Annotated in this window: 11 protein-coding genes; 5 read left to right on the top strand and 6 right to left on the bottom strand. The window is 62.0% G+C overall.

Going from position 1 to position 13,060, the window contains the following annotated elements; all coding sequences use genetic code 11:
* From ACELLULO517_RS13485 to ACELLULO517_RS13465, 5 genes are all read right to left on the bottom strand, one after another.
* A complete protein-coding gene (locus tag ACELLULO517_RS13485; protein ID WP_227307921.1) occupies window positions 1–546 on the bottom strand; it encodes a (2Fe-2S)-binding protein in 546 nt (181 codons plus the stop codon).
* Window positions 543–3,353 (bottom strand): xanthine dehydrogenase family protein molybdopterin-binding subunit, encoded by a 2,811-nt coding sequence (locus ACELLULO517_RS13480; RefSeq protein ID WP_227307920.1) that lies wholly within the window; start codon window positions 3,351–3,353, stop codon window positions 543–545. Before ACELLULO517_RS13480 ends, ACELLULO517_RS13485 begins: the two co-directional genes overlap by 4 nt.
* Window positions 3,354–3,484: 131 nt before the next feature.
* Window positions 3,485–3,835, bottom strand: a complete 351-nt coding sequence (locus tag ACELLULO517_RS13475; RefSeq protein ID WP_227307919.1) for a hypothetical protein — start codon at window positions 3,833–3,835, stop codon at window positions 3,485–3,487.
* 110 nt (window positions 3,836–3,945) lie between these two features.
* On the bottom strand, window positions 3,946–4,431 hold the full coding sequence (locus ACELLULO517_RS13470; protein ID WP_227307918.1) for a nucleoside deaminase: 486 nt from the start codon (window positions 4,429–4,431) through the stop codon (window positions 3,946–3,948).
* A gap of 68 nt (window positions 4,432–4,499) precedes the next feature.
* On the bottom strand, window positions 4,500–5,468 hold the full coding sequence (locus tag ACELLULO517_RS13465; protein WP_227307917.1) for a hypothetical protein: 969 nt from the start codon (window positions 5,466–5,468) through the stop codon (window positions 4,500–4,502).
* A 111-nt stretch (window positions 5,469–5,579) separates the two neighbouring features.
* On the opposite strand from ACELLULO517_RS13465, the gene ACELLULO517_RS13460 reads away from it, so the two are divergent.
* On the top strand, window positions 5,580–6,596 hold the full coding sequence (locus ACELLULO517_RS13460) for a helix-turn-helix domain-containing protein (RefSeq protein ID WP_227307916.1): 1,017 nt from the start codon (window positions 5,580–5,582) through the stop codon (window positions 6,594–6,596).
* A gap of 138 nt (window positions 6,597–6,734) precedes the next feature.
* Here ACELLULO517_RS13460 and ACELLULO517_RS13455 read toward each other — a convergent pair whose 3' ends face one another.
* A complete protein-coding gene (locus ACELLULO517_RS13455) occupies window positions 6,735–7,490 on the bottom strand; it encodes an IclR family transcriptional regulator (protein ID WP_227307915.1) in 756 nt (251 codons plus the stop codon).
* 135 nt (window positions 7,491–7,625) lie between these two features.
* Here ACELLULO517_RS13455 and ACELLULO517_RS13450 point away from each other — a divergent pair, with 135 nt between their 5' ends.
* The 4 genes from ACELLULO517_RS13450 to ACELLULO517_RS13435 are packed head-to-tail and all read left to right on the top strand — an operon-like array spanning window position 7,626 to window position 12,869.
* Complete coding sequence (locus ACELLULO517_RS13450; RefSeq protein WP_227307914.1) at window positions 7,626–9,119, top strand: aldehyde dehydrogenase family protein; 1,494 nt, start codon at window positions 7,626–7,628, stop codon at window positions 9,117–9,119.
* Window positions 9,119–10,318: a M20 family metallopeptidase gene (locus ACELLULO517_RS13445; RefSeq protein WP_227307913.1), complete on the top strand. Its 1,200-nt coding sequence runs from the start codon at window positions 9,119–9,121 to the stop codon at window positions 10,316–10,318. Before ACELLULO517_RS13450 ends, ACELLULO517_RS13445 begins: the two co-directional genes overlap by 1 nt.
* 11 nt (window positions 10,319–10,329) lie before the next feature.
* Complete coding sequence (locus ACELLULO517_RS13440) at window positions 10,330–11,928, top strand: GMC family oxidoreductase (protein ID WP_227307912.1); 1,599 nt, start codon at window positions 10,330–10,332, stop codon at window positions 11,926–11,928.
* Window positions 11,925–12,869, top strand: a complete 945-nt coding sequence (locus ACELLULO517_RS13435; protein ID WP_227307911.1) for a threonine ammonia-lyase — start codon at window positions 11,925–11,927, stop codon at window positions 12,867–12,869. The genes ACELLULO517_RS13440 and ACELLULO517_RS13435 overlap by 4 nt, the downstream gene beginning before the upstream one ends.
* Window positions 12,870–13,060 lie beyond the last annotated feature (191 nt).

Here is a 13,060-nt window from a genome sequence, read left to right as displayed (position 1 = left end):
CTAACCGCTCACCAGGCCGGGGGTGCTCAGGATCACGGCCCTGATCGCCTCGTAATAGCGGACATAGCCGGTGCAGCGGCAGATATGCGGCGCCAGCGCCTGTTCGATCGTCTTTTCCACATCCGCCCTGGCGATCGGTGTCTTCCGCAGGCGCTCGATCAGCACCTGGGTGCCGGTCACGAAGCCCGGCGTGCAATAGCCGCATTGAAAGGCGAAATGCTCGATGAACGCCTGCTGCACCGGCGTCAGCTGCAGGATATCGCCCTTGGCGTCCCGCGTCGCATGGCCTTCGATCGTCCGCACGCGCTTCTCCGCGAAGAAATGCGCGCCCGTGACGCAGGTCCGCATCTCAACCGCGCCCTCAACCGGATCGTCGAGAATAATGGTGCAGGCATGGCAAATTCCCTGCCCGCAGCCGAAGCGCGAGCCGGTGAGGTTCAGATAGTCATGTAGGAAATCGAGCATCATCATGTCATTCGGCACATCGATCGGCCCGACGGGCTTGCCATTGACCGTGAGTGACATCGGGCGATGCGGGATCGTCACGACAGCGCCTCCAGAATCTGCTCAGGCGTGATCGGCGTCGCATAGAAACGTTTGCCGATGGCATGTGTGACGGCATTGGCGATCGCCGGCACAACGGCGATCATCACGACCTCCGCCATACCCTTGGGCGGGTCGGTTTCCGACAGCGGCGGCAAAACGGTGGTCGTCTGGGTCCAGACGGCGACGTCACGGCCATGCGGCAGGCGGTAACGGTTCCAATTCCAGGTGCCGTTGCCAGGGCCGTCCTCATACAGCGGCAAGTCTTCGTGCAAGGCGTGGCCGATGCCCATGGCAAGCCCGCCCTGAATCTGGCCGGAGACCAGTTCGGGGACGATCTGATTGCCGCATTCCAGCAGGGAGTGGTGTGACAGCAAATCAACCTGGCCGCTTGCCGTATCGACCGCCAGTTCCACCAGGGTTGCCATGCCGGAATAGTAGGTGACACCGGCATTCATCCGCGCGACCTCCGGGTAGAAGACCTGTTGCCGGTCAATGAACCGAAAGCCGCCGGCCCCATCGCCGAACCGCAGGGACAGCGCATCGATCGGCAGGCGCATTGTGCCGATCGTCGGCACATCGAAGATCGCCTGACTGAACTGCCAACGGTTGAAACTATGGACGCTGACGCCCGTGATCAGGCCACGCTCATGCGCCACCTTGGCAAGACGGGCGTAACTCAAGGGTTCCAATCCGCCGGCCGTCAGATGCCCGTCCTCGAATCGGATTTCATCTGCATTCGCCGACAATGGCCCGAATTGACCGCCGCCCGCGCCTTCGGACCAGATCGCAACGGCGGCCGGCCAAAGGCTGAAACGCAGCAGCGCGCGCGCAGCCTCCCGCGTCGCATGGCCGATGAAGAAGGCACTGTTGGAGGAACTCATCGACGTCAAAAAGCAGGGTGTCCAGCGCGGGTTCTGCGCCAAAGCGTCCTGATCCGCCTGGGTCCCGACCGTCCCCTCGTCCGAAAGCGGCATTTCAGGCCAATCGACGATCCCGAACGTATAGCTCTCCGGCGCGCGGCCCAGCACGGCAGCAACGATCATGGCCTGGGACGTCGTCATGCCCGTACCCATGTCATTGCCGTGCTGGCGCATGCTGAGCAGCCCTGTCGGGTCGAGCGTCAGGGTCGTGATAGCGCCCTCGGCGACCGAGCCGAAATCCTTATGCACCTGCGCGAAGCCGATGCCGTAGCGCTTGCCGGGATTGGCTGCCTCATAGACGGCTTTCCGCTCGGCCCGGCCGGTCCAGAGTGGATGGGTCTGCATCTGCACCAGAAGCTCGTCATCGCGCAGCTGGCCGCCGGCGATGGCACCTTGGGAATTCTTCATGCCCGTGCGCAGGACGTTTTTGAGGCGCAGCGCGATGGCATCGACGCCGAGAATCTCTGCCGCCTCATCGACCATGATTTCCGTGGCGGACATGGTCTGCAGCGTGCCAAAGCCGCGCGTTGAACCGGCGTCGACGGCACGTGACGCAACGGCCTCATAGGAGAAGTCGCTGCGCGGCAGGTAATAGATGCCTTGTGCCGCGACCATGCCGACGAAACCGACCTCGGGCGAGAAATTCCGGCGCCCGCCACCATCGCAGCGGAAGACCCCCTTCATAGCCTCAAAGCTTTGGGTCTTACGGTCGATAACGAGGGTATTGTCGATCCAGAACGCGTGCCGCTTCAGTCCCATCTGAAACTGCTCGAACCGGTCATTGGCCAGACGCACCGGCCGGCCGTCACCGTACAAACCCGCGATCATGCAGTAATAGGGAAAGATCGAGTGATCCTTGGTGCCATAGCCGACGGTATAGCCGATCGACAGATCAATGGCGGTGAGCTTGAATTTTGAGATCGCGACCATGGCGGTCGTCGCGGTCGCTACCTCATAGGGCGATTGCGTCGCGATCATCGCATGCAGACGGCCGCTATCGGCCTGGTACCAGACCAGCCCGTTATCGGGTTCCATGGCGGAGGCATCGACGGATTGCGAGTAAAAGCGCCGCTGCAAAACGAGCGCGTCCGGGCCCGCGTTTTCGATGCCTGCCGCGATCGTCTCTGCTGCCGCCATGGCCTTCTCAGCCGCATTGCCGCTGGCATTGGCGGCAGGCCAAACCACACCCTGCGCATCGAATGTTCCGCCGACGATGGTGCCCGTCAGCGGCGCGTAAAGATCGGCATCGGCCGGCGTCGCGCCACCGACGCGAATGCTGCGCCCGGCACCGTAAGGCGGCGGCGGATGATACCCCGTTTTGGCGCCCCATTGGATGACGTCCGCGAAGCGGAGCTTTCGGCGTGCCGCGGCAAACTGCGGAAAATCGTGATAGATCAGCAAAGCGACCGGTTGGCCCAGCAATCTCGGCGTTTCCCCCTTCAGCACCAGAAAGCGGTCGCCGTAGAAACCGGGCGCCACGACGACCGCGCCGTCCGGTGGCATCAGACCATCCCTCACCAGTTCCTCGCCGAGCACGAGACGATCCGGTTGCAGGTCAGCGCCCAGAACAGACAGGTCGAGGCTTTCAAAAGCAGCGTCGGCGCGGTTCGCCCGAATGAACAGGGCATTGCTTTGCGCCGTCGGCCAACCCGGCATATCCTTCGCGCGAAAATCGCGCGTAAAGGTCTTGTCGCCCGTCACCTTGGCGACGGCATCCATGCGAAAGCGCGGCTTGCCGTTCGGCCCGATCCAGGCGGGCCGCGCGTCACGCGGATTGTCGATGACATCCGCGCGCGCGCCGTCAGCCAGAAAATTGACCCGGATGGCGACGCCTGCCGCGATCCCCCCCAGGACGAAGCCGCGGCGCGAGAGTTTGGCTTTGTTCATGGGGCGAATAGCTCTGCTATTCTCTTCCTTTTGTTGGTTAGCCCAGCCAGGGCCGCATCAGGTTCGCAGACACCATCAAGACGAGCCGAAAACGGCCGGGTGATGCTATCTGCAAACCGCGGCTGATATACTTATTCGCCGATAGTATAAAGCAGATCAGCGTGATCTGCCGATGAACAGATCTTTGCCTTCATTGGCGTCATTGCCTTCTCCGGCAGATTCATGAGTTTTGCCTCATGCGTTTTGGCCTTGGCCCAGGCGTCGCTCTGCTGCTCGTCGGTCATCCCGATCACGACGAAATCGCGCGCATAGACCTTGTGAATTTGCTCATCAAGATTCCAGCCGCAGATTTTGCTTTCGGCGGTAAAATAGCCGACCGACGCCCCGAGGAGTGCGGCGATGGAGCGTGGCGTCGCGGCCTCGGCCTGATGCGCGAGAACGACAGTCAAAAGACCCGCGGTCGCAAGGGAAAGCCAGCGCATGAATGCTCCTGATGGGAAATCGTAAAATCAAAAACGGGATGGTTTTGAAAACAGCGCCGTTTGCACGGCGCTGTTCGCAAAACCTCAGCCTGTCGGTAAAGGCCGAAAGACTAGTACTGAACCTTGTCGGTCTTGTTCTTGTACATCTTCCAGATCTCGACGGCTTCGGCGCGCATGATCTGCTTGATCGGCATTTCGCGCTGATCAACGGGCTTGCGGATTTCCGCATAGATCTTGCTGTCGTCGAAATTGCCGTATTCCAGCGCGTCTTCGACGGACGCCGCGTAGAACACCTTCTCGATCCCGGCCCAGTAGGTCGCGCCCATGCACATCGGGCAAGGTTCGGCGCTGGTATAAAGCGTCGCCCCTTCCAGCTTGAAGCTGCCTTCGGCCTTGCAGGCCTTGCGGATCGCCTCGATCTCGCCGTGCCAGGTCGGATCATTTTCGGCAACGACGCGATTGGCGCCCTCACCGATGATCTTGCCGTCCCGCACGATCACGCAGCCGAAGACGCCGCCGGCGCTCTCGACCATCGAGGTGATGCGGGAAAGCTCGATCGCGCGAGCCATGAACTTGCTGTCGTCATCGTCGGGCATGTCTCTGTCCTTCCAGTTCTTTGTTATCGGGACGTTTTGATCGGCAAGGACGGGATAACCCATCTGGCCTAGTAAAGCAGCATGAAGATAGCAATTTCCGCCAGGTAGAGGGCGGCAATGGTACAGACACCCTGCAGCTCGACACGCGACTTATGCTTGGGGTCCGGTGTCAGCCACCAGCCCAGGAAGGAAATCGCGATCTTCATCAAAGGCCAGGAGACCAGGGACACGCTGATCGCATTGCCGATGAAGGTGGCGATCGCCATCGGCACATGGGTCAGAAGCGGGCTGAGGAAGCGGATCTCCAGCATCACTACCGGGAATAGAACCAGCAAAACCAGACAGGTCTGTTTCCAGGCGGCGGGCGGCGGCTGATCCGGCTCGGTCGGGAACCAACCACCGAAGGGGTTGGCCAGCCGCTGGCTCTTCCAATGGGAGACGGTCGGGTCGGATCGTTCAAGCAAGGCGCGACGCTCGGAGGAGGCAAGCCAGGCCTCAAGCTGCTCAGGCGTCGAATAGCGTACGAGCGTCGTCCAATAGGGGATATCCGAGGAAATCGGCGCTTGAACCAGCGTGCCCATGTAGCCGGGAAAAGCCGCCTGCGCCGCCTGAACGCTTTCCGCCCAACTTTGAAACGCTTCCTCGCGGCCGCGTTCAATCTCGGTCGTAATGACTTCGGTCACGCAGGACAGCGAATGAAAATCAGGGGCGACTTCGTCCAGCAGATCGCCCTCGCTACGCCCCAGTAACGGATTGATATCGACAAGCAATTGTTTTCTTGCCGGCGAGTTCTGCCACTGCTCCAGAAACCCGACGGTTTGGAACCGCTGGATGATGCGCCACTCTGCTGCACCCGCGAAGGCAGGAATCATTTCTAGGCTGACAAAACCCGGCGCCATACTGGCAGCATGGGTAAAGCGCGATTGCCAGCCAGCGAACAAAGTCTCGCAACCTTCGCGCAGAATGACCTTGGTCATAATGGCCGTCGCAAGGGACGCGACTTTAGCCGCCGCTTTTGCTTCTTCGGCAATCATCAAGCCGTCACCCTATCCATCGAGAGGAAACATTGACACTGGCGGGCGATAGCGATTTGAAGAGTAATCATTTCGCCTGGGTGTTCTAGACGAATTTTGTGGAGACTGATAGGCATGGCGTCTCAGGCTCATCCGTTAGTACTTGATCCTGCGTCTCCGCTCAAAAACACTTCTGCCAGACCTAGCCAGACGGGTAGTCTCACCATTCGTTCGACCCTCGGTATTCCGGCAGCGGAGCGGTTGGACTATTGGCGGCATGCCGTCCTCGCCCGTATGGACCCCATCCGCCTGACCGATGCGGCTGAGGGGTTTCGCGGCAGGATGACGCATATCGTCGGTACCAACTGCGATTTCGTCGATCACGCTTCGGATGAAATCCACACGCGGCGGGATCTGACGCGTCTGCAGCGGGATGGCTGCGACGACCTTATTATCAGCCTTGTCGGAGAAAGCGGCAGCACGCGTCTAAACCATGCGGGCGAGCATCGCCTCCGCGGAAACGATCTATGTATCGCGGATTTTTCTAAGCCTATCGAACATGTGCGATCTCGTCATCGCGATGTCACACTCATCTTCCGCCGCCAGAAAATCGAAGAAATCATCAAGGGCGATCTATCAATCCTGGCTGGACGACGCCTGCCGCGCACCGGAATCGCCTCTCTTCTGCGCTCCCATATGCGCTGTCTGGCCGAGGAATCGGCGCAACTCTCGCAGAGCGAGCGGGCGGGCGCATTGGCGGCAGCGGCCGAAATGGCTTTCATGGCGCTGCAATCGGAATTCGCCAAAGCCAGCGATGAGGCGCAATTCCCCACCGGCCTTTATGCCGCTGCGATGACCTTTATTCGGCGCAATTGTTGGGACGCCGATCTTGACCCTCATGCCGTGGTCCTGGGCCTCGGCTGTTCCCGCGCGACCCTTTATCGTATTTTTGCGGCAAGGGATGAAAGCATTGCCAAGACCATTTGGAATACAAGGCTGGACCTCGCACATCGGATGCTGACGGCGTGCGAGCATCGGCATCTTTTTGTCGAGGAAATCGGTTTTCGCAACGGCTTCGCCGATATCCCGACCTTCAACCGTATGTTCAAGCGCCGCTATGGCGGCACGCCCACCGAAATCAGGAACCGGTAAGCCCGAACAATCAATCGGCTGCGGCGACGGCATCGGTGACGACAAGGCGGGAGCAGCCGCACCGGGTCGGTCCGCGTAACGAGCGCGCGGATGACGGCCAGCGCGTCAGGATTTCAATCGTCTTGCTGCACCACCCTGTCACGCCAGCCCGGCGGCGCGCGCGGCGCCCGCGCAAACATCGGCCAGCGCCGGCAGATGATCCTTCAGCGCCACCTGCTCGCCCGGACGGCGCAGGCAGGTCATCAGGATGCTGGCGACGGCCTCGCCCCGTCCGTCCAGCACCGGGCAGCAGAGATCGACCAGACCGACGAAATGCCGGCTCTCATGAATGGCGAAGCCGTCTGCGCGAATGCGCGCCAGATCCTGCGCCAGTTGCGCCTCATCGAAACCACCCGGCATCAGGGGCGCGGCTTCCTTGATGATCGCCGCCTGCATGATCGGCTTCTGAAAGGCCAGGATGACCTTGCCCGAGGTGGCGTCCAGCGCCGGACGGTGAAAGCCCAGGCGCAAGCTGAACACAAGATCCCGCCCGCCGGGTGCGGCACCCAACACCACGGTCTTGCCCTGATGCACGACGACGAGATGCAGCGAGAATTCCGTCCGGTCGGCCAGATCCGTCATCAAGGGCATGGCGGCGGAGACCAGGTCCCGCGCCCTTGGCGCTCTTAGGCCGAGGGTGAACAGCCGGTCGGTCAGTTGCAGCGTATCGCTGTCCGAATCCCGCGCCACATAGCCACGTTCCAGCAGCACCATCACCATGCGGAATATTTCGCTTTTGGACCGGCCGAGCTGGGCGGCCAGGCGCGTCAGCGACAGCGGCTCAGACTGCACGGACAGCGCCTCCAGAATATCGAGCCCCTTCTCCAGGGCGGGCGCGGAATAGCTAGCTTTCATTCCTGGACTCCGAAGCGAGAGAGGCGTTTCATTAGTGGTATTGACACCACTGACGAAACGCCACTAGCGTTTTGTCACAATTGCCGATCTGCCTCAAAGCCTGCCGATCTGCCTCAAAGCCTGATGGAGGCCCGCTTGCACCTGATCAAGGGACTGCATGTGCTGGATAGCCCGGATGGCCTGGCCATCGGTCGCATGCGCATCGGCAAGACCTGGAGCGATGGATCGTCCGGTCGCTTCCTCGAAATCGTCAGCCCCGCGACCGGCGCGCGCATCGGTGCGGTGCCCCTGGCCACGCGTGAGGATGCGGCGCGTGCGGTTGAAGCCGCCGTCGCCTCGAAACCTTTCATCTCCAAACTCTCGGTCTGGGATCGCGCGAAACTCTGCCAGGCGGTCGCCGACCGTATCGAAGCGCGGTCGGAGGAACTCGCCACCCTTCTGACGCTGGAACAAGGCAAGCCCTTCCATGCCGAGGCGAAGGGCGAAATCGCAGGTGCCGTCACCGCCTTTCGCGACGCCGCCGAGCAGATCAAATGGTTGGAGACCGCTGCCTTCCCGCTCGCGGACGGCAATAAGCGCGCCTTCAATTTCCTGCAGCCGAAGGGCGTCTTCGCCGTCATTACCCCATGGAATTTCCCGGCCTCCCAGCCTTGCATCTATTACCTCGCGCCGGGCCTCGCGACCGGCAATGCCATGGTCTGGGTAACGGCACCGACGACCTCGCTGATCGCCTCCAAACTCATGGAATGCTTCGCCGAAGCGGGCGTGCCGGATGGCATCATCAACCTCGTCACCGGCGAAGGCCATGTCGTGGGTGACGCGGTCGTGACGCATCCCGGCGTCGATGCCATCGCCTTCACCGGCAGTTCCGAAACGGGTGCCATCATCGCCGCGCGCGGTGCCGGCAAACCGCTGATGCTGGAACTCGGCGGCAATGGCCCGACACTTGTTCTGCGCGACGCGGATGTGGAGATGGCGGCTGGCCGCATCGCCACCGGCTGCTTCGCCAATGCCGGACAGATCTGCACGGCGACGGAGCGCGTGCTGGTTCATGACAGCGTCTATGACCGGTTCGCCGAGGCCATGGTGAAGGCTGCCGGACAGGTGCGGATGGGGGACCCCTTCGACCCCGCGACGACCATGGGTCCGCTCAATAACGAACCCACGGCCGCCAAGATGGACGAGCATCTGGACGATGCGCGGGCGCGCCAGGCCGGCATCGTCTTCGGCGGCAAGCGGATGGCGGGCATGCCGACAAGCCTGCATTACGAGCCGACGGTCGTCACCAATCTGACGGCGGAGTCCAAGCTCAACATCCACGAGACATTCGGGCCGGTCGCGCCGCTGATCCGCTTTCGCGACGATGACGAGGCCTGGGATATTATCGGCCGCAGCCGTTTCGGCCTCTCGGCCGCCGTCTTCACGAATACCATCAAGGATGCCTTCCGCTGGGCGGAAAGCCTGCGCGTCGGCATCGTCAATATCAATGAAATGAGCCCCTTCTGGGAGACGCATATCCCCGCCGGGGGCGCCGCCGGCACGGCCAGCGGCATTGGCCGTACCGGCGGGCGGCATACGCTGCTCGAAATGTCCGACCTCAAAACCATCACGATCGATATCTCCCGCTGATGATGACGCTATCCGCCGCGCCTGCGCTGAATACTGACGACGCGACCGCGCGCCTGCTCTCCCGCCTTGTCGAAATCCCGAGCATCAATCCGGCCTTCCGGGCGGAGGGCGATCCGCCGTCATGGTTCGGCGAAAAGGCCAAGGCCGAGTTCGTCGCTGGTTGGCTGCGGGAGGCCGGCATAGCCGTGGCGTTTCAGGCCGTGCTGCCAGACCGGCCGAACGTCATCGCCCGCGTGCCGGGCCGCAAGGGCCAGCACAGCCTGCTGCTGGAATGCCATCTGGATACCGTGCAGGTAGCGGGCATGGACGCGCCCTTCACCCCGGTCGTGACGGATGGCCTGCTGCATGGTCGCGGCGCCGTGGATGACGGCGGTTGTGTCGCCGCCATGATGCTGGCCATGCAGGCGCTGGCTGCCAACCCTGCCGATTGCGATGTCATTCTGCTCGCCGCGATGGACGAGGAATATCAGTATCGCGGCATCTCCGCCTATCTCGCCGCCGGCAATCGGGCTGATGGCGGCATCGCCGGGGAACCCACCAGCCTGCGCGTCGTGACCGCCTGCAAGGGCTGCGTGCGCTGGCGCATCGAGGTTGTCGGCCGCGCGGCCCATAGTTCCGAGCCATGGCGTGGTCTCGACGCCATTGCGGCGGCGACCGATCTGCTCGCCCATCTGCGCGCGGAATTGGCGCCAAGGCTCGCGGCCCGCAGTCACCCCCTCGTCGGCTCACCGACGCTTGTCTGTTCCATGATCGAAGGCGGACAAGGCCCCAATACCATCGCCGAGCGCTGCCTTCTCACCTTCGACCGCCGCACTTTGCCCGGGGAGAGCGGCCTGGACAGCTGGATGCAGGCCAGGCAAGCCGCCGAAGCCTTCGCTGAAAGATTGCCGGACGGCATTCAGATGATCGTCCATCCGCCTTTCATCGACAGCCTGTCGATGGCGATCGAAAATGCCGATGACCCGATCATCCAGGCCGCCCGCGCCGTCTGCCGCGCCGAAGGGCTCGACGATACGCCGGTGGGCGTCGCTTACGGCTCGGATGCCACCAAGATGACGGATGTCGGGGTGCCGACCATCGTCTTTGGCCCCGGCAGCATCGCTCAGGCCCATGCGGTCGACGAGTTCGTCGCGATCGCCGATGTCACCCGCGCCGCCCGCATGATCGAAGATATCGCCCGCACCTTCAAACGTTCCTGAGGACCTTGGACATGAACCCGCCTGCGCCCGGAAGCCAGTTCGACGTCATCATCGTGGGAGCAGGTGCGGCCGGTGCGGTTTTGGCCAACCGTCTCTCCGCCGATAGAAGCCGCCGAGTGCTGTTGCTGGATGCCGGCCCCAATTACCGCAGCGCCGAACAGCCGCCGGAAATGGCCAGCCCCAATCCTTTCAACCTGCTGCTGCCGGAACACTTTCAGAAGCAGTTCATGTTCGATGACCTGATGGCGCGCAGAACGCATCGTCAGGAGCCGCGTCTGTACTGGCGTGGCAAGGGCGTCGGCGGCAGCACGGCGGTCAATGGTCAGATCGCCATCCGCGGCGTGCTCGATGCTTTCGACGAATGGGCAGAATATGGCTGCGCCGGCTGGTCGTCTGACGACGTGCTGCCCTATTTCAAAAAACTCGAAGATGACCTGACGCTCGGCAATTACCCCTATCACGGCAGCAGCGGACCGATCCCCGTCTATCGCGCGCCGGTCGAGACCTGGGGCCCGGTCGATCTTGCCTTGCGCGACGCCGCCATGGGTCTCGGCCATCCCTGGTGTGATGATCTCAATGCGCCCGCCGCAGAAGGTGTCTGCTGTTTCGCGATCAATAGTCGTGACCAGAAGCGTGTCTCCACCAATGACGCCTATCTGGAACCTGCGCGCGGGCGCCCCAACCTCACCATCATCGGCGATGCTCTGGTCGACCGCGTGCTGCTGGATGGGCTGGTTGCCATCGGCGTACGCGTCATCCTTCCCGAGGGCGCGCAAGACCTCTTTGCGCCGGATGTCATTCTCTCTGCCGGCGCCATTCATTCGCCCGCCATTCTGCACCGCTCCGGCATCGGCCCGGCCGATTGGCTAGGCGAAGCCGGGATCGCGCAGGTGCATGATCTGCCGGTCGGTCAGGGTTTCTTCGATCATCCTTTCGTGCGCATCGAACTCAAGCTTAAGCCGGAATTCCGCGCGAAGGGTCTGGACACGCGCCACACCAATTGCTGCGTGAAGTTCAGCTCCGGCCTGCCCGGCGCCGCGAAGCAGGATATGCTGCTCGCCTCCTTCAATCACGGCGGCATCGGTGTCGATCAGGACATGTCCCAATTCGGCGAGGCCGGGATGCATGTCATGCTCTACGAATGCAGAAGTCGCGGCACTGTCCGCGCGCTGTCCGCCGATCCGCGTGTGCAGCCTGAGATCGACGAGAATATGATGAGCGATCCTTTCGACCTCGCGCGCATGCGGGCCGGTGCGCGGCATCTGGCCCTCGTCGCCAATCACCCGTCCACACGTGCGATTTGCCGTGACATTCAGATGGGCAATACGGGCTTGCCGCTGGCGGAACTGCTCACCGCCTCCGATGATCAGGTCGATGACTGGCTGATGACCGATTGCAATGATGCGCAGCATGGCGCGGGCGGTTGCGTCATGGGCAGGGCCGGCGAAAACTTCAGCGTCGTGGATACACTTGGCCGCGTGCATGGCATGCAGGGTTTGCGCGTCATCGACGCCTCCATCATGCCGCGCGACTGCAAGGCCAATACCAATTTCACGACGATCATGATTGGCGAAAAATTGGCCGATGCTTTCCTGGCAGGCGCCGCATGATCACGCTGGACGACGTTCGCACGGCGGCCGATCGCATCAAAGGCTATGTACGTCGCACGCCCTTGATGGACGCGAGCCTCGCGCAGCGGTCGCCCTTGCCGGACGGCGCCTCGCTCTTGCTGAAACTCGAATCCCTGCAGGTCACCGGCTCCTTCAAAGCGCGCGGCGCGATCAATCAATTGCTGTCTTTGCCGCCGGACGCCGTTGCACGCGGAATCGTCACCGCCTCAGGCGGCAATCACGGTATCGCGGTTGCGCGTGCCGCTTATGTCGCCGGCGTGCCGTCGACCGTTTTTTTGCCCGAAAATGCGGCATTGGCGAAGCAGGAGAAGCTGAAATCCTGGGGTGCCACCATCCATCTCATCGGTCGTTACTGGGATGAAGCCCATGAAGCGGCCATGGCTTTTGCAGAAGGTTCGGGCCTGCCCTATTTCCATCCTTTCGCCAGCCCGGCCATCGTCGCCGGCCAAGGTACCGTCGCACTCGAAATTCTGGAACAAGCGCCTGACATCGATCTTTTTCTGATCGCAATCGGCGGCGGCGGGTTAATTGCCGGCATGTCGACGGTATTGCGCGCGCTGCATCCGAATGCCCGTATCATAGGCATCGAACCCGTGGGATCGCCCACGCTCTATGCGAGCCTGGAACAAGGTTCCGTCGTCAAGCTCGATGCCGTCACCACAACCGTGCCGACCATGGCCTGTGCCCGCACGGATCCCGGCATTTTCGACATCGTTCGGAAGAATGTCGATGACGTCATTCTTCTTGAGGACGCGGCAATGTTCGATGCCGCACGTTGGCTTTGGTTTGAATTCGGTCTCGCCGCTGATGCCAGCGGTGCGGCCGCCGCGGCTGCCCTTCTATCCGGGCAGATCTCCGTCGCACCGGGCACGCGCATCTGCGCGCTCGTCTGTGGTGCGGGTCTCGACGCCTTTGCCTGACGGCACTCTCTGCAGGCTGATGTTGCTGACTGATAACAACTGAACTCCGGCTCGGTTTTTCGTCCAATCTGGCACAGGATTTGCTTTATATATTTGTAGACCATTCCAGAAAATTGCTTTGTCTATCCGGATGACCGGCCGGGATGCCCAACGCCTCCATCGCCCTCACATTCAGAAAGTCGAAGGTCATC

Source organism: Acidisoma cellulosilyticum (genome assembly GCF_020621385.1).
Classification (GTDB): Bacteria; Pseudomonadota; Alphaproteobacteria; order Acetobacterales; family Acetobacteraceae; genus Acidisoma; species Acidisoma cellulosilyticum.
This window is presented reverse-complemented; position numbering and strand designations above follow the sequence as displayed.

Coding starts and splice junctions, on each gene's coding strand:
- ACELLULO517_RS13480 (WP_227307920.1), bottom strand. CDS start 3,353: ATGAACAAAGCCAAACTCTCGCGCCGCGGCTTCGTCCTGGGGGGGATC.
- ACELLULO517_RS13460 (WP_227307916.1), top strand. CDS start 5,580: ATGGCGTCTCAGGCTCATCCGTTAGTACTTGATCCTGCGTCTCCGCTC.
- ACELLULO517_RS13455 (WP_227307915.1), bottom strand. CDS start 7,490: ATGAAAGCTAGCTATTCCGCGCCCGCCCTGGAGAAGGGGCTCGATATT.
- ACELLULO517_RS13470 (WP_227307918.1), bottom strand. CDS start 4,431: ATGCCCGACGATGACGACAGCAAGTTCATGGCTCGCGCGATCGAGCTT.
- ACELLULO517_RS13435 (WP_227307911.1), top strand. CDS start 11,925: ATGATCACGCTGGACGACGTTCGCACGGCGGCCGATCGCATCAAAGGC.
- ACELLULO517_RS13440 (WP_227307912.1), top strand. CDS start 10,330: ATGAACCCGCCTGCGCCCGGAAGCCAGTTCGACGTCATCATCGTGGGA.
- ACELLULO517_RS13445 (WP_227307913.1), top strand. CDS start 9,119: ATGATGACGCTATCCGCCGCGCCTGCGCTGAATACTGACGACGCGACC.
- ACELLULO517_RS13475 (WP_227307919.1), bottom strand. CDS start 3,835: ATGCGCTGGCTTTCCCTTGCGACCGCGGGTCTTTTGACTGTCGTTCTC.